Raw genomic sequence first — 15,523 nt, forward strand, 5'->3', positions numbered from 1 at the left:
TCTCAAACCAACCTTTCTCTTATTGTAATAGGTTTTGAGAGTTTACACAGAATATTTTACAGTCCCGCGAAGCGAACCCTTGACGCGTTGGTGGAGAGAAAGATAATCCCTTCGGGGATGAAGCCTTTCATTTGTTAACGGATGTACGGCTGTACCCGATCTTCAAAGAAAACGGATAGCTGTAAGAGAATCTGGCCCCAGTTCTGAACTCGTCCCGTCCACTTTCGTAGAACATCCATGGTTACGAGATATAACATCTTCAAAAGGGCATCATCTGTGGGAAACATGGCTTTTCCTTTTGTCACCTTTCGAAGCTGTCGATGATAACTCTCGATCACGTTAGTTGTATAAATCAGCTTTCGAATCTCTGGAGGATATTTAAAGAAAGTGGCAATCTCGTCCCAGTTATTCCGCCAGGAACGAACCATCAAGGGATATTTACTGCCCCAGGTTTGTTCAAACTGCTCAAGCTCTTCCAACGCGGCTTGCTCCGTTGGAGCCTTGTAGATAGGTTTTAGCTCGGACGTGATCTTTTTGAGATCCTTATAGGAAACATACTTGATGGAATTTCGGATTTGATGGATAACACATTTCTGAATCTCCGTCTTCGGATAACATGCAGAGATGGCTTCTGTAAAGCCACGAAGATTATCGACGCTTGTAATGAGAATATCCTGGACTCCACGATTTTTCAGTTCGTTGAGGACATGCAGCCAGAATTTTGCCGATTCATTCTCCCCAATCCAGATCCCAAGCACATCTTTATGACCGTCAAGGTCAATACCAATGACCATATAGGCGGCTTTATTGACGATAGCTCCGTCCTGTTTTACCTTAAAGTGAATGGCGTCAAGGAAAACAACAGCATAAACCGCTTGCAAGGGGCGATTTTGCCACTCTTTGATCATCGGTACAATCTTATTCGTTACATTTGATATGAGCGTTGGTGAGACTTCGATGCCATAGAGCTGCTGCAGATGGTCTTGGATATCGCGTGTGGATACGCCTTTGGCATAGAGAGCAAGAATTTGATCTTCGATCCCTGTAACATTGGATTGATGTTTCTTTACAATGTTTGGTTCAAAATCACCCTCTCGATCTCGAGGGACTTGGATGTCGACATCCCCGTACTCAGAACGGACGGTTTTCTTGCTATACCCATTGCGACTGTTGGTTGTCCGCTTGTTTTTCATGTCATGCTTGGCGTATCCAAGAGAGGACTCGATTTCAGCTTCCAGCATTTCTTGGATTGTGTCTGCGAATAGATCCTTTAACGCTGACTGTACGTCGTCCACTGACTTCATGTTTTTCTCTTTGATCCACTGCTTGATCTGCTCTTTTGACATCATAAAAATCTCCCAACCTTTCTACTCCTAATTGTAGTTTAGAGGTTGAGAGTTTACACAAAATATTTTACAGACTCCATTTGTGCATATTACCCCTTCATTTTTGCAGACATACTAATATCAGCTATTATTATCAGTTAAGACTATGAATTACTACTATTTACACTATCCGCTTAGGGGGAGAAAAGAAAACCTAGGGAAGGGCTATGAAAGAAGTAAGTTAAAGGAAGCTCTATTCACTAGAATAAAAATGAAATCCCCTTCCCCCGCCGCCACGCACCAAACTTTCACCGAAAATTTCCCGTAGGAATCATGCCATCCCCCCGTCCGAAGGGGAAAGCCTTTCTCCTCCAAGGTATCGGGGGGGGTTGATCGAATCTCCGCTGATTAATATAAAAAAATAAATTCCAACCCCTAAGACTCTCTTTACATATCATCCTGACTTGTGGTTTACCTATTCTCGCAGTAAATTGATTTCGCTCTTTGACAACTGCATAAGACAATCATACGAACTATCCCGCCACCTCCCAGATTGACCTTGGGGAATACGCGGCGGCAGTTAATGATTGCATGGGCGTTACGATAACTGTAATTTACGAAACGAGGGATAACTATGAAAGATCGTGTTGTCGGTTATGTCCGTGTTTCTACGAAAGGACAAGTCAAGGATGGCTATTCCCTTGGCTATCAGACGGAAGAAATACAGCGGTTTTGTGACTCCAACAACCTTGAACTATTGGGCATTTACAAGGATGAAGGGATTTCAGGTGCTAAAGTGGATGAGGACGAGTTAACAATAGAACGCGAAGGGCTTCAAGAAATGTTGTCTGACCTGAAATGGCAGGATGTGAAATATGTTGTTGTCCTTAATACTTCCCGCCTTTGGCGTTCGGATATAGTCAAAGTGTTGATTCAAAGAGAACTTAAACGGAACAATGTCGATGTTAAAGCCATAGAACAGCCCTTCTACAGCATCAATACAAGTGACCCTAGTGATTTCCTTGTCAACGGCATGATGGAGCTATTAGACCAATATCAGAGGCTTGAGATAGCCTTGAAACTAAGCCGAGGGCGGCGTAAAAAGGCTCAACAAGGTGGATATGCTGGGGGACGGACTGCTTATGGGTACAATGCAAAAAAGGGGCAGAAATCGATTGAGATCAACTGGGATGAAGCTCTAGCCGTACAACGATTGTTTGAACTTCGAGAGCTATTCCCGAAATGGTCATTGTCCGAACTCGCCTATCAGTTAAATTACGATGGCTATAAAACAAAGCAAGGTAGCCGTTTCACCAAAGTACAGGTAAAGCGAATCCTTGACCGTGAGGATTTCTACAGAGGATTGTATTCCTATGGGAATGTTGAAGTGCAGGGATGTCATACGCCAATTATCTCTTGAGTGTTCCTTTTAAGCCCCAAAATTGGATTTGAGTCATACCCCCTTATCTTGTTAAGCTGATATCAGAAGAACAGGGGGATATTTTTATGCAACGGAGACGCTATTCAATCGAGTTCAAACAACAATTGATCCAGGAAGCCCACGAAGTAGGAAACGCTAGCCAAGTAGCCAGACGGCATGGGATAGACCCTAAAATGCTGTATCGATGGATACGTGACTCCAAACACGCAGATTGGCAGAATACGTCTTCCGAAGCTAAAGCTGTAACAAGCTATACACCAAGTCCAGGAGAGTTTCGGGAACTGGAAACGGAGAATGATAAACTGAAGAAATTACTGGGAGAAAAGGACTTGGAAATCGCGATCCTTCGTGATCTTGTAAAAAAGGTGAACCCAGCTTATCGGACAAAATGGAAATAGCCGACAAGTGGATACAGCTGGGGTACACAGCCAAACTAGTGCTACGTATTGTCGGCATCCTGGAAGCAACCTACTATTACCGAAAAAACAAAGCCTCCCAAAAACCTCGCGTTTATCACGGAGGAAGACCTATACCCGGTTATTCGTTGTCAAAAGACGGACAACCTGTCAGTGACGAACAAATCAAAGAATGGCTATCCGAGTTGATTGCCGATGAAGAATCTGCTTATGGATATCGAAAGCTTACCGTCTGCCTACGGCGAGACCACCAACTGGTCATCAACAAGAAAAAGGTTTACCGCTTGCTGAAAGAAGAAGAACTCCTGCAACCACAACGACAAAAGAAAAGGAAACATCCTCGAAAGTTGGCAAACAACCGAGAGATTACCGCTCCGAATCAATTGTGGGAGATAGACGTAAAATACGGATTTATCGTAGGAGAACAGCGTTTCTTTTTCCTGATGAGTCTCATTGATGTCTATGATCGAGCGATCGTGGACTACCATTTCGGACTGACCTGCGAAGGAAAACATGCTGCTCAGATTCTCCAACGTGCTTTGTGGAAACGGCAGCAATTCAATTGTGATGATCGCCCTGTTATCCGTACGGATAACGGTCCACAGTTTATTAGCCATGCCTTTGAAGAAGCCTGTCAGCATTTCCAAACGGTGCATGAGCGAATTCCTCCAAAGACACCCAATAAAAACGCTCACATTGAGTCATTTCACAGTGTTTTGGAGAAAGAATGTTTGCAGCGGAATGAATTTCAGAGCTATCAAGAAGCCTATGAAATCGTGACAAACTATCTGCTCTTTTATAATCAGCGACGGATTCATGGAAGCTTGTACGATTTATCACCTGTAGAATTTGGTAAAGCCTTTGCCTTGCAACTCATTACACCATTTGTTGTGAAAGTGTAGTATGGCAAAGGATTGCAGAATGATCCCTACTTCAACCTAGCTGACAAGCAGGAAGGAAAACGTCTGGGGTCAAGTGATCTCCTTGACGCTAGGCGTTTTCCTTCCTAGACTCCTAGGTGGTTGAAGGAGGGAAGAAGCATATGAAAATGCGAGAATAAGGGAGAAAGACTCAAATTTTAAGGGGTTAAACCGGTTCAAGCAAATAGAAGCATAAGAAAGGGACACTTAAAAGTGCCCCGAACCTTCACTATTCATTATCTGTATCATCATTTATATAAATCACTCCAGACTTAATTAAAGCAATAACAAGTTCCTCCATAACATCTTGAAGGGACTGGTTGCCGACAAATTCATGTTGAGTATTATTCATTCTTTCCACCCCCTCATTGGCTCTATACGAGACAACACGGGGATTGTTAAGGCTTAACTTTGGTGGGGAGCACTCGTATAGCGAAATTAGAGACCTATATAGGAGGATTACTAGCTATGCGTTGTGCTGTGTATGCAAGGGTTAGTACAAAAAGAGATGAACAACGTAACAGTCTTGAGAATCAAACGGTTTAACCCCTTAAAATTTGAGTCTTTCTCCCTTATTCTCGCATTTTCATATGCTTCTTCCCTCCTTCAACCACCTAGGAGTCTAGGAAGGAAAACGCCTAGCGTCAAGGAGATCACTTGACCCCAGACGTTTTCCTTCCTGCTTGTCAGCTAGGTTGAAGTAGGGATCGTTCTGCAATCCTTTGCCATACTACACTTTCACAACAAATGGTGTAATGAGTTGCAAGGCAAAGGCTTTACCAAATTCTACAGGTGATAAATCGTACAAGCTTCCATGAATCCGTCGCTGATTATAAAAGAGCAGATAGTTTGTCACGATTTCATAGGCTTCTTGATAGCTCTGAAATTCATTCCGCTGCAAACATTCTTTCTCCAAAACACTGTGAAATGACTCAATGTGAGCGTTTTTATTGGGTGTCTTTGGAGGAATTCGCTCATGCACCGTTTGGAAATGCTGACAGGCTTCTTCAAAGGCATGGCTAATAAACTGTGGACCGTTATCCGTACGGATAACAGGGCGATCATCACAATTGAATTGCTGCCGTTTCCACAAAGCACGTTGGAGAATCTGAGCAGCATGTTTTCCTTCGCAGGTCAGTCCGAAATGGTAGTCCACGATCGCTCGATCATAGACATCAATGAGACTCATCAGGAAAAAGAAACGCTGTTCTCCTACGATAAATCCGTATTTTACGTCTATCTCCCACAATTGATTCGGAGCGGTAATCTCTCGGTTGTTTGCCAACTTTCGAGGATGTTTCCTTTTCTTTTGTCGTTGTGGTTGCAGGAGTTCTTCTTCTTTCAGCAAGCGGTAAACCTTTTTCTTGTTGATGACCAGTTGGTGGTCTCGCCGTAGGCAGACGGTAAGCTTTCGATATCCATAAGCAGATTCTTCATCGGCAATCAACTCGGATAGCCATTCTTTGATTTGTTCGTCACTGACAGGTTGTCCGTCTTTTGACAACGAATAACCGGGTATAGGTCTTCCTCCGTGATAAACGCGAGGTTTTTGGGAGGCTTTGTTTTTTCGGTAATAGTAGGTTGCTTCCAGGATGCCGACAATACGTAGCACTAGTTTGGCTGTGTACCCCAGCTGTATCCACTTGTCGGCTATTTCCATTTTGTCCGATAAGCTGGGTTCACCTTTTTTACAAGATCACGAAGGATCGCGATTTCCAAGTCCTTTTCTCCCAGTAATTTCTTCAGTTTATCATTCTCCGTTTCCAGTTCCCGAAACTCTCCTGGACTTGGTGTATAGCTTGTTACAGCTTTAGCTTCGGAAGACGTATTCTGCCAATCTGCGTGTTTGGAGTCACGTATCCATCGATACAGCATTTTAGGGTCTATCCCATGCCGTCTGGCTACTTGGCTAGCGTTTCCTACTTCGTGGGCTTCCTGGATCAATTGTTGTTTGAACTCGATTGAATAGCGTCTCCGTTGCATAAAAATATCCCCCTGTTCTTCTGATATCAGCTTAACAAGATAAGGGGGTATGACTCAAATCCAATTTTGGGGCTTAAAAGCAAATAGCGTTCACTACGGGTTTAGTAGCCGAAAAAGGATGGCAGTTAGTTAAAACGTATGTTGATGATGGGATTAGTGTCAACTGCAAATGAAAATTCCCCATTATCTGCACTCGAATTTTCCCCATTATAGGCAATAGGTTTGTCTGAATGATGCCCCCTCTGAGGGGGGCGGGTGGCGACCAAAATTCCGTTTATTCTGTTTTATCTTCGGTTGACTCGGGTCGAAAGAAACCTGCTTTTTTCTTCTCCTTTATGCGATAACTTTCCCCTTTAATGTTGATCGTGTGGGAGTGATGCAATAATCGATCAAGGATGGCTGTAGCAAGTACTGTATCCCCAAATATCTCTCCCCACGAACCATAGGATTTGTTCGAAGTAAGGATAATTGAGCCGGATTCATAACGTTCTGATACAATTTGAAAGAAAAAGTGAGCTGCGGTTTCATCCATTTTGCGATATCCAATTTCATCAATGATGAGTACATTCGGTTTTATAAATGCTCGCATTTTTTGTTTGATGCTATTGTTTTGATGAGCAATCTGGAGCGTCTGAACCAAATCATGAGCAGTTGTAAAGTAAACCGTCAACCCTTGTTTGATAGCTTCGAGAGCCAAAGCAACAGACAAGTGAGTCTTGCCGACCCCTGGCGGACCAAGTAAAATGAGATTCTCTTGTTGTTGTACAAACCGGAGGGTTGCCAAATCACGAATCCGTCTTTCATCAATGGAGGGCTGGAAACTGAAATCGAATTGCTCCAACGTTTTATGGTAGGGTAAATGAGCCAATCGCGTTTTCATGCGGATAAACCGATCCCTCTTGGCCATGATTTCTTCTTGCAAAAGCTTGTCCAAGAACTCCAAATACGATATATTCTGAGCAGCAGCTTCTTCTGCGTGGTGGTGAATAATTTCCGGGATTCGTACCCATCCCATCTGTACAAAGGCTTCTTCTAAACGGGCCTGGAGTATCATTGTACGATTACCTCCTCGTCAGCAAACTGCTCATAGACAGACAAATCACGTTCCACCACTTCGGGGCTTGGATTGGGAACCAAACGCGGCATAGGTTGGGGAGCCTTCGCGCCAATTTGGTTTTGAATCCCCTCGAAGTGTTTTTTATTGGTTATGACTTGCTTGGTACGAGTAGCTTTAGGATGTTCAGCGATGATCATGTTGCCCTGATAGATCCGGATATGGCCATTCTGGAGATCTTGTACTTCTACCGTATGACCTACATAAACATAGGGGACTGAATACCGGCTTCCTCCGTAAGAAACGAGTGAATCATTCGATACTCTTCGAGTATGGCGTTCTACCTCTTCGAATGGGATCGGGTTAAGTGGCTTCAACTGTTCGTGTTTCCATCGATCTACTGGTTTTTCATGCGTGGTGCCGTGTACCCGTACATTAGCCACCGTATCCAACCAATGACGTACTTGCTGATTCAAGTCACGAAGGCTGGTAAACGTCTGCACCCGAGGCCAAAAGTTCTTGCGAACATATCCTACTCCATTTTCCACTTTCCCTTTTGTTCGTGCACGGTAGGGAGCGCAGCGTCGCAGCGTAAGACCGTGATGGCTTGCAAACTGGGAAAATCGTTCATTCCACAATACATGCCCTTGATCGTCGTAACCGACAATGACGGTTTTCATATTGTCATACAAGCATGTTTCCGGTCTGCCGCCAAAGTATTGCATGGCACGCAAGTGGCAGCCGATGAGGGTATCAAGCCGTTCATTCTCTGTAAATTCCACATACAACATTCTCGAGTATCCCAAAACCATGACAAAGGCGTACAGCCGTTTATATCCACCATTCCACTCTACCTTAAAATGTCCCCAGTCTACTTGCGCTTGCTTTCCGGGTGCCGTTTCATAACGGAGCGTTGCCTTGGTCTTAACAACCGGGCGCAATGGTTCCATGAATGAGCGAAGGAGCCGAATTTGCCCTGGATAACCTTGGGCTTTGATCTCATCAAACAAAACGACAGCATTGAAGCAGCCTTCTTCCATTCTCGCTTTGATATAGGGTTTAAATGGATCGAGAATGCTTGTTTTTTTAACAGATCGTTGGTATTTCGAAGGCTCATCCTTTTTCAGCCACTTACGAATTGTTTTTCGATCCCTCCCTAATGAATCAGCAATTTGTGTGATATTCATTCCTCTTTGTCTCATGTCTTTGATCAAGTAAAACTCCCCATTCTTAAGCATATTTTCTCTCCTCCAGGGAGAGATTTTCTGCCGAAAGTGGGGAATTTTCAAGTGCCGTTATTGAGGATTTTAACAGTGCCGTTCACATTAGCGGAACAACTTTCTCAAAGCGTGAAGCCATTCAACAATTGATATATGACGCTAAAAGAAAAAGGTTCGATGTGGTTATCGCAAAATCAGTTTCCCGATTCGGTAGAAACTCAGTTGAGAGTATGACTGTAGCTGATGAACTTGAACGACTAGGCATCCGACTTATATTCCCCGAAGATAATTATGATACTAGTACGAGTGATACGAAGCTGATGTTTAGGCTGAAAGCCATATTAGCTGAGGAGGAAAGCCGAAAACTCTCAGACCGTATTAAGATTGGAAGGCAGACTAGTGCCCGTTTAGGAAAGTATCAAGCTTCATTAGTTGCCTACGGTTATAGACGAGGGGAAAACGGTCAACTAGTCTTAGACGAACAATACAGCCCAATCGTCAGAGAAATCTTTGACCTATACCTTTACAAGGGGTGGGGATGGTACAAAATCGCCAGTTATCTTAATTCACGCAAAATCCCAACTCCTAGAGCGGTATCAGGAGGTAGTAATGCAGGAACTATGTGGCATGAAAGTAGTATTCGAGTCATCTTGCAGAATGTCGTTTATACGGGAGCACTTGTACACCATCGAGAAGAAACTGTTGACTTCCTATCCAAAAAACGAAAAGCAATTGAACCTGAAAAGCAAGTTGTAATCGAAAATGCACATCCTGCCATTATAACGAAAGAGGAGCACCTTGCCGCCTTGGAAAAGATGAGAACAAAAGGCAGACATAAAAGTAATGGACAAGAAAGTCTCTTTGCTCATATTGCCTGCTGTGCTGACTGTGGTAAAGGTATGATGTTCCGCAAAGATCGAAACAGACAAGAAGGCGGGGCTTATGTTTGCGGCGGTTATGTTAAACATACATCTTCTTACTGCTCTTCTCACATTATAGGGAACAGAAAACTACGTCAGGCTGTAATTGATGACTTACAAGAACTAATCTCAAACAACTTGAAATTGGAGCAACTATATAGAGTTGTGGGCGGGGAAATTGCAATCCATCAAAACTCTTATACGAAAGAGCTACAAGGAGTTAATAATCAACTTGCCAAATTGGAAAGTGAATTCCGCTCCCTACTCACTTTGTTTCAACAGAAGGTTGTTGGTATTGAGCAATTTAGGTCTACCAACGAAGCCATCGAAGCCGAACGTAGGCGGTTAACTGAACGTAAGGTTGAGTTGGAAAGAATTCTCGAATCAAAGAAAGATACAGAACGCAATCTGCAAGATTTTCAACGTCAAATCAATAAAATAGCGAAACTGGACATTCATGACGAGCAGGTGCTGAAACAAGTCATCCAAAAACTCATTCATAAGATCGAAGTTCAAGTCGACGGTAACATCAAGATTCACTACAACATAGCCCGCCCCTTAAATATCGGGAATATAGGGGCGTGATAAAGCGGGGGATTACTCTTTCCCCCGCAAAGTTAGTAACACTGAGCACTCCACATGCCCCGTATGCGGGAACATATCCACCGGCTGCACTTCCTTCACCTCATACAACTCCGCCAGCACCTTCAAATCCCTCGCCAGCGTCGACGGATTGCAGGACACATACACTACACGCTCCGGCTTCATCTCCAGGATCGTCGTCAGCAGCGCCTCGTCACAGCCCTTGCGCGGCGGGTCGACCACGATCACATCCGGGCGGATGCCCTGCTCCTTCCAGGCCGGGATGACAGCCTCGGCTGGTCCGGTCTCAAACGTCACATTTTCAATCCCGTTCAGCTCGGCATTGCGATTCGCGTCGGCAATCGCCTCTGGCACGATCTCCACCCCGTACACATGGCGGGACTTCTGCGCCAGAAAGAGCGATATCGTCCCGATCCCGCAGTAGGCGTCGATCACGGTCTCTGTTCCCGTAGCCCCGGCATACTCCAGCGTCTTGTTGTACAAAACCTCGGTCTGCACCGGATTCACCTGATAAAACGAGCGGGCAGAGATAGCGAACTTGATCGGACCGATATAGTCGTAGATGACCTCGCTTCCCCACAGCGTAACCGTCTTGTCCCCGAAAATGACATTGGTCCTGGCCGGGTTGATGTTTTGCACGATGCTTTTCACATCGGAAAGCTGCTCACGGATGGACGCGACCAGCTTTTCCTTTTGCGGGATAAATTCCTCCGTCGTCACCAGGACGACCATGACCTCGCCTGTGCGAGCGCCGACCTTGACGACCACGTGTCGCAAAAGTCCGGTATGGTTCACTTCGTCGTATGGCTTGATCTGCAGCCTTGCTGCGAGCTTCTTGACGGCCGCTACCGCTTCGTCGTTGGCGGGATGCTGGATCATGCACTCGTCCATATCGATGATCTCATGGGAGCGCTCTGCGTAAAAGCCGCCGACCAAAGCCCCGTTCTGCTCGCCGATCGGGACCTGTGCCTTGTTGCGGTATCTCCACGGATCGCTCATCCCCAGTGTCGGATGAACCGTCACAGCACCCTCCCCTTCTACGGAGAAGCCGCCGATGCGGCGCAGGTTGTCCTTGACGATCTGCTGCTTATGGACGAGCTGCTCCTCGTAGGCGAGATGCTGCAGCGAACATCCGCCGCAGCGGTCGTACACCGGACAGGGCGGGAGAGCCCGGCTCGGACTCTTCTCCACCACTTCCAGCAGCTCGGCAAAACCGAAATTCTTTTTGACGTGATTGACCTGGACGCGAACCCGTTCTCCCGCCAGTGCTCCCGGCACAAACAAGGTGTACCCTTCCACCCGTCCGACACCGGCTCCTTCGTGGCTCAATCCGGTAATGTCCACGTCTACGATTTGCCCCAATTGCACGGGCAATCCCGCTAGCTGCTTGGGGTGCTTTGGCCGCGCTGGCTGTTTTGCCTGATTTCGTTGCTCTGCAGGATTGTGCTGGTTCCTCTGGTTTTGCTGCTTCGCATCGCTTTGCTGTTTCGGCTGCTTTAGTCTCCCCTGCTCTATTTGCCTTGGCTGCTTCGGCTGTTTCGCCTTGGCTGCCGCCTGTTTTCCACGCTGATCCTTTGCTGTCTTAGCCACAAATCTTTTCTCCTTTTAGAAAACGGAAGCGGCGCCATTTCGCTGCATGACGCCCCGTCATTTTTGCACGTTTGACCCACATGCCTGTTACTGCTTCATTATTGCTAGTTCACTGTTCATTTTTCTCTGTTCACTATTCACTTTTCCTTGTTCACTGTTCATATTCTCTTCTTCCCTGACATTTCCGCTACGGCACAAACAACTCCAAATGCCCCGGCAGCGCCTTGATCTCGCAAGGAAGCTGTCCTCCGAGCTCGCCGTCCATGTTGAGCTGCACCGTTTGTCCTCCCGGCGTGGTCGCTTTCAGGTAGTCGGTCTGAAAATACAGGATGGACGGGTCTTTCAGGTGTTCCCCTCGCATAGCCTGCGTCGCCAGACGGATAAACTCGGCGATGTTCGTTTTCTTCACGACGATGAGGTCGAGCTTGCCGTCGCTGAGATTGGCGTTTGGCGCCAGGCGGTCGAAGCCGCCGAACGAATGGCTGTTGGCGATCAAAAAGACCATGATCTCTTCGTCGATGAGGACTTCATTTTTCGTCTCCAGCCGCACGTGAATCGGGTGCAGAAAAGGCAGTTTTTCCAGCCCTTTGACGTAATAGGCGAGCTGGCCCATGACGGTTTTCAGCTTGCTCGGCACTTCATACGTCAGGTTGGTCAATGATCCCCCGCCGGCAATATTGATAAAATAACGGTTATTGATCCGTCCGATGTCGACTTTTTTCTTTTTTCCAGAAGCGATGATGCGGCATGCTCTGCCAACAGAGCGGGGGATGCCGAGGGCTCGGGCGAGATCGTTGCTGGTGCCGCACGGGATGATCCCGAGGGCAGGGCGAGTCTTTTTCTCGGCCATGCCGTTGACGACCTCGTAAATGGTACCGTCTCCGCCTGCAGCGATGATGACGTCAAAACCGCGGGAAACGGCACGAGCAGCTTCCTCGGTGGCATCGCCTTCTCCTTTTGTCGCGTGGCACGACGTCTCATATCCAGCCGATTCCAGCAGATCCAGTATCTCCGGAAGACGGCGGCGAATGATTTCCCGCCCGGAGCTGGGATTGTATATCAATCTGGCTCGTTTCAACGCATTCCCTTCTTCCTGTCACGCTCTTGGTATTCTCTCTACTCATCATATCCTGTATAGCCATTTTTGGGAATCGCTATGCTGCTGACGGCATGATAAGATAGGAAAAGATAACCTTCGGGTATGAATGGAGGAGCTTGATGTGAATACGGTCATCGTAGGCGTCGACATCGGTGGCACTGCAATCAAAATGGCTTTGCTGAACATGGACGGGATTATGCTGGTCAAAACACAGGAGCCTACGCCGGTAGCAGAAGGCGAAGACGGAATCGTCCAAAAAGTAGCCGATATGATGGATCATTTGCTGCAAGGTCAAGGTTTGCATAGAGAGCACGTGGCAGGAATTGGCGTCGGGGTGCCTGGCACTGTAGACGGAAAAAACGGAATCGTCCGGGAAGCGGTCAACCTGAACTGGCGCAGCCCTGTTCGACTGCGCGACAAATTGGCCGCCTGTACAGGACTGCTGGTAGCTGTAGAGAACGATGCCAACACCGCCACTTTGGGCGAAATGTGGCAAGGCTCCGGCCAAGGCGCTCAAGACCTGGTGATGATTACGCTCGGAACAGGTGTGGGCGGCGGCGTCATTTGCAATGGCCAGATCGTCGAAGGCATCAACGGCATTGCCGGAGAGATCGGCCACATCTCGATGGCACCGGAGGGCGGTCCGCTCTGCAACTGCGGAAAAACGGGCTGTCTGGAGACCTACACGTCAGCTACTGCTTTCATACGCGCTGGACGAGAAGCGGCTGAAAACGGAACAAGCCCTTATCTGGCCGAGCTGCTTTCCCGCAACGGAGAGGTCAAGGCTAAAGATGTTCTGGATGCCGCCAGGGCAGGAGACAAAGGGGCGCTTGCCATCGTTGACCGGGCGGGACTTTATCTCGGGCTGGCATTGTCCCATTTGGCGATTCTGCTGAACCCGGCCAAGCTGATTATTGGCGGAGGGGTTGCGGCTGCGGGCGACTTTCTCTTTGCCCGCGTTCGCGAGTCGTTCTGCCGCTTTGTGCCGTTCCCATATGTCGTGGAGGCGACGGAGATTCTTCCCGCGACCTTGGGCAATGACGCCGGTGTGATTGGCGCGGCTTGGCTGATCCGTTCCCGTACGTAACTGTTCCCGGGAACGAAAAAAGGACGCTTCGAGGGCTTCTGTTCTCCCGGCGTCCTTTGCATACATAGGAAGCTAGTCCTTCCCTTTACGACTGTCTTCTTTCTTGCCTCCGTCTTTGTTTGGCCCGCGATACTTGGCACTTAACAATGAATAATGAACAATAAATGATGAATAGAAAAAAAGGAGAGTTCTCCCATGCCGATCCGTTCAAAAGCAAAAACAAAAACGCCAAAATTGCCGCTGACCCAGGCAGAACGAACCCAACTGCGCCGCGCCAAGCTGCTGCTGACAGAGGTCGGTTCACAGCATCCCGAACACTTGTCGGCTCAGCTCGGCACTTCTTTTGAACGAGCAAGGGAGCTGATCGCTCTCGCCGCCTTCCAGTCCGTTCCCTCCATTGGCCCGAAACTGGCCGAGGATTTGGTGCTGCTCGGCTACTACAGCCTAAGCGAACTGCACGGTCTAAAAGGCGCCGACCTCATCGACGCCTTGGAGGGCAAATACGGCTGCCAGATCGATCCGTGCGTCGAGGACCAGCTCCGCTGTGTCATCCACCATGCGGAAAATCCGGGAAGCGATAAACAGTGGTGGGATTTTACCGGGGAGCGAAAAGCATACCGGGAGCAGCACGGCTATTCGCCGACCCGTCCCAAGCCCCGGTAGATGCCGATACACTGAATGCCCCGGCAAACGCCGATAGACCGAACTGGCCCGTCACTAGCCTCGGCAAACACCGATAAACCGAACTGGCCAGCCCCTAGCCCCAGCAAACACCTTTAAACTGCCTCTGGCCCACCTCTAGCCCCTCGCAAACACCGATAAACGGACCATACCACTCCTAGGGAGCAGGGGAAATCTGTTAAACAAAATTCGTACAAGGCCTTTTCTCCAGCTAACCAATATCCCCCAGCCAATCACGTAATCTGTTTTGCATCTGCTTCCTCCGTCTGCTGGCCTGCCTGCCTGTTTTGGCTGCGCACGATCAGAACGGCTCCGAGGAGAACCGCAAACCCGCCCAGCATCTGCAGCCACCCCAGTCTCTCCCCGAACAGCAGTGCCGAAAAACCGATTGTCACCACGGGCTCAAGCGTGCTGAGCACGGACGCCCGCGTAGAGCCGATGAGCTGAATTCCGCGAAACAGGCAGCCCATCGCGAGGATCGTGGAAAAGAGAACGATGCCCCCCAATGCGAGCCACCCCTGACCGCTGAAATCCAATGCCGGCTCCCCGTCCTTGAGCGCCAGCCCAAAGGTAGAGATGGCCGCAAACAACGACACATAGGCGCTCGTTACATATGGAGAAAGACCTGTCACGACGCGGTTGCCGACGATGAAGTAGACGGAGTACAGTACTGCCGCAGCCAGAGCCAGTCCGACTCCGAGCGGCTGAATGCCGTCAAATGAAAGGCCGAGAACCAGAACAAGTCCCGCAAGCGATAAAGCCATGGCACCGATCGTCTGCTTTCGCAGCGCTTCTTTATTGACGAAATAGTTCAAGACCGCCACATAGACGGGAAAGGTGTACAAAAGCAGGGCCGCCATAGAGGCCGGAATGTACTGCACTGACGAGAAAAAACTCAGTGACTGCAGCGTGTACAAGACTCCTCCCAGGCAAAACAGGGCCAATCCTTGCTGCCTGCTAATCCTGAGCGGCTCCCGCTTTACCGCCATCCAGACAAAAAACAGCAGCGCCGCCAGCAAAAAGCGCAGGAACAACAGGGTAGACACCGACGCCCCTGCCTCGTAGGCGTAGATCGCAAAGATGGACATGACGCCAAATCCTGCTGCGGACGCAAATACGTAGAGCACTCCTGCATAGAGCGCGTTCATTTTCTGTCACCAGCTTTCTGCGTATTGATCCAGCTT

The 15,523-nt window shown here is 48.1% G+C and carries 15 protein-coding genes; 6 read left to right on the top strand and 9 right to left on the bottom strand.

Going from position 1 to position 15,523, the window contains the following annotated elements; all coding sequences use genetic code 11:
* Positions 1-134: 134 nt before the first annotated feature.
* Positions 135-1,349: an IS256 family transposase gene (locus V5G20_RS24100; RefSeq protein WP_338462527.1), complete on the bottom strand. Its 1,215-nt coding sequence runs from the start codon at positions 1,347-1,349 to the stop codon at positions 135-137.
* A gap of 610 nt (positions 1,350-1,959) precedes the next feature.
* On the opposite strand from V5G20_RS24100, the gene V5G20_RS24105 reads away from it, so the two are divergent.
* The 3 genes from V5G20_RS24105 (at position 1,960) to V5G20_RS24115 (ending at position 4,084) form a co-directional block, all read left to right on the top strand.
* Positions 1,960-2,745, top strand: coding sequence for a recombinase family protein (locus V5G20_RS24105; RefSeq protein WP_338462529.1), 786 nt, complete (start codon positions 1,960-1,962; stop codon positions 2,743-2,745).
* Positions 2,746-2,831: 86 nt separating this feature from the next.
* Positions 2,832-3,164: a transposase gene (locus tag V5G20_RS24110; protein WP_025848869.1), complete on the top strand. Its 333-nt coding sequence runs from the start codon at positions 2,832-2,834 to the stop codon at positions 3,162-3,164.
* On the top strand, positions 3,155-4,084 hold the full coding sequence (locus V5G20_RS24115) for an IS3 family transposase (protein WP_283858068.1): 930 nt from the start codon (positions 3,155-3,157) through the stop codon (positions 4,082-4,084). Before V5G20_RS24110 ends, V5G20_RS24115 begins: the two co-directional genes overlap by 10 nt.
* Before the next feature lie 247 nt (positions 4,085-4,331).
* Here the strand turns inward: V5G20_RS24115 and V5G20_RS24120 are convergent, their stop codons facing one another.
* The 5 genes from V5G20_RS24120 to istA all read right to left on the bottom strand — a co-directional run bounded on the left by V5G20_RS24120 (position 4,332) and on the right by istA (position 8,377).
* Positions 4,332-4,454 (bottom strand): hypothetical protein, encoded by a 123-nt coding sequence (locus V5G20_RS24120; protein WP_338462531.1) that lies wholly within the window; start codon positions 4,452-4,454, stop codon positions 4,332-4,334.
* Between the two features lie 378 nt (positions 4,455-4,832).
* The gene (locus V5G20_RS24125) at positions 4,833-5,762 is read right to left on the bottom strand and encodes an IS3 family transposase (protein WP_283858068.1); all 930 of its coding nucleotides are present in this window, start codon (positions 5,760-5,762) and stop codon (positions 4,833-4,835) included.
* Entirely contained in the window at positions 5,753-6,085 is a 333-nt protein-coding gene (locus tag V5G20_RS24130; RefSeq protein WP_025848869.1) for a transposase, read from the bottom strand. The genes V5G20_RS24125 and V5G20_RS24130 overlap by 10 nt, the downstream gene beginning before the upstream one ends.
* Positions 6,086-6,359: 274 nt before the next feature.
* A complete protein-coding gene (gene istB / locus V5G20_RS24135; protein WP_024985201.1) occupies positions 6,360-7,139 on the bottom strand; it encodes an IS21-like element helper ATPase IstB in 780 nt (259 codons plus the stop codon).
* Complete coding sequence (gene istA / locus V5G20_RS24140; protein WP_024985200.1) at positions 7,136-8,377, bottom strand: IS21 family transposase; 1,242 nt, start codon at positions 8,375-8,377, stop codon at positions 7,136-7,138. Before istA ends, istB begins: the two co-directional genes overlap by 4 nt.
* 128 nt (positions 8,378-8,505) lie before the next feature.
* Between istA and V5G20_RS24145 the strand changes: the two genes are divergently transcribed.
* On the top strand, positions 8,506-9,864 hold the full coding sequence (locus V5G20_RS24145) for a recombinase family protein (RefSeq protein ID WP_338462533.1): 1,359 nt from the start codon (positions 8,506-8,508) through the stop codon (positions 9,862-9,864).
* Between the two features lie 12 nt (positions 9,865-9,876).
* On the opposite strand, the gene rlmD is transcribed toward V5G20_RS24145, so the two are convergent.
* Together rlmD and V5G20_RS24155 are read right to left on the bottom strand one after the other, a co-directional pair.
* The gene (gene rlmD, locus V5G20_RS24150; RefSeq protein WP_338463492.1) at positions 9,877-11,256 is read right to left on the bottom strand and encodes a 23S rRNA (uracil(1939)-C(5))-methyltransferase RlmD; all 1,380 of its coding nucleotides are present in this window, start codon (positions 11,254-11,256) and stop codon (positions 9,877-9,879) included.
* A 403-nt stretch (positions 11,257-11,659) separates the two neighbouring features.
* Complete coding sequence (locus tag V5G20_RS24155) at positions 11,660-12,550, bottom strand: diacylglycerol kinase (RefSeq protein WP_003389377.1); 891 nt, start codon at positions 12,548-12,550, stop codon at positions 11,660-11,662.
* A gap of 142 nt (positions 12,551-12,692) precedes the next feature.
* On the opposite strand from V5G20_RS24155, the gene V5G20_RS24160 reads away from it, so the two are divergent.
* Both V5G20_RS24160 and V5G20_RS24165 read left to right on the top strand, forming a co-directional pair.
* Positions 12,693-13,658, top strand: a complete 966-nt coding sequence (locus V5G20_RS24160) for an ROK family glucokinase (protein ID WP_024983571.1) — start codon at positions 12,693-12,695, stop codon at positions 13,656-13,658.
* A 195-nt stretch (positions 13,659-13,853) separates the two neighbouring features.
* Entirely contained in the window at positions 13,854-14,321 is a 468-nt protein-coding gene (locus V5G20_RS24165; protein WP_338462537.1) for a helix-hairpin-helix domain-containing protein, read from the top strand.
* A gap of 251 nt (positions 14,322-14,572) precedes the next feature.
* Here V5G20_RS24165 and V5G20_RS24170 read toward each other — a convergent pair whose 3' ends face one another.
* A complete protein-coding gene (locus tag V5G20_RS24170) occupies positions 14,573-15,487 on the bottom strand; it encodes a DMT family transporter (RefSeq protein WP_024983569.1) in 915 nt (304 codons plus the stop codon).
* Between the last annotated feature and the right edge of the window lie 36 nt (positions 15,488-15,523).

This window comes from Brevibacillus borstelensis, from assembly GCF_036700025.1.
Taxonomy (GTDB): Bacteria; Bacillota; Bacilli; order Brevibacillales; family Brevibacillaceae; genus Brevibacillus; species Brevibacillus borstelensis.

What these genes read in the sequence shown, in the direction of transcription:
- V5G20_RS24115 (WP_283858068.1), top strand. Translation starts at nt 3,155, where the DNA reads ATGGAAATAGCCGACAAGTGGATACAGCTGGGGTACACAGCCAAACTA.
- V5G20_RS24105 (WP_338462529.1), top strand. Translation starts at nt 1,960, where the DNA reads ATGAAAGATCGTGTTGTCGGTTATGTCCGTGTTTCTACGAAAGGACAA.
- V5G20_RS24165 (WP_338462537.1), top strand. Translation starts at nt 13,854, where the DNA reads ATGCCGATCCGTTCAAAAGCAAAAACAAAAACGCCAAAATTGCCGCTG.
- V5G20_RS24170 (WP_024983569.1), bottom strand. Translation starts at nt 15,487, where the DNA reads ATGAACGCGCTCTATGCAGGAGTGCTCTACGTATTTGCGTCCGCAGCA.
- V5G20_RS24130 (WP_025848869.1), bottom strand. Translation starts at nt 6,085, where the DNA reads ATGCAACGGAGACGCTATTCAATCGAGTTCAAACAACAATTGATCCAG.
- istA (WP_024985200.1), bottom strand. Translation starts at nt 8,377, where the DNA reads ATGCTTAAGAATGGGGAGTTTTACTTGATCAAAGACATGAGACAAAGA.
- V5G20_RS24120 (WP_338462531.1), bottom strand. Translation starts at nt 4,454, where the DNA reads ATGAATAATACTCAACATGAATTTGTCGGCAACCAGTCCCTTCAAGAT.
- istB (WP_024985201.1), bottom strand. Translation starts at nt 7,139, where the DNA reads ATGATACTCCAGGCCCGTTTAGAAGAAGCCTTTGTACAGATGGGATGG.
- V5G20_RS24100 (WP_338462527.1), bottom strand. Translation starts at nt 1,349, where the DNA reads ATGATGTCAAAAGAGCAGATCAAGCAGTGGATCAAAGAGAAAAACATG.
- V5G20_RS24110 (WP_025848869.1), top strand. Translation starts at nt 2,832, where the DNA reads ATGCAACGGAGACGCTATTCAATCGAGTTCAAACAACAATTGATCCAG.
- V5G20_RS24125 (WP_283858068.1), bottom strand. Translation starts at nt 5,762, where the DNA reads ATGGAAATAGCCGACAAGTGGATACAGCTGGGGTACACAGCCAAACTA.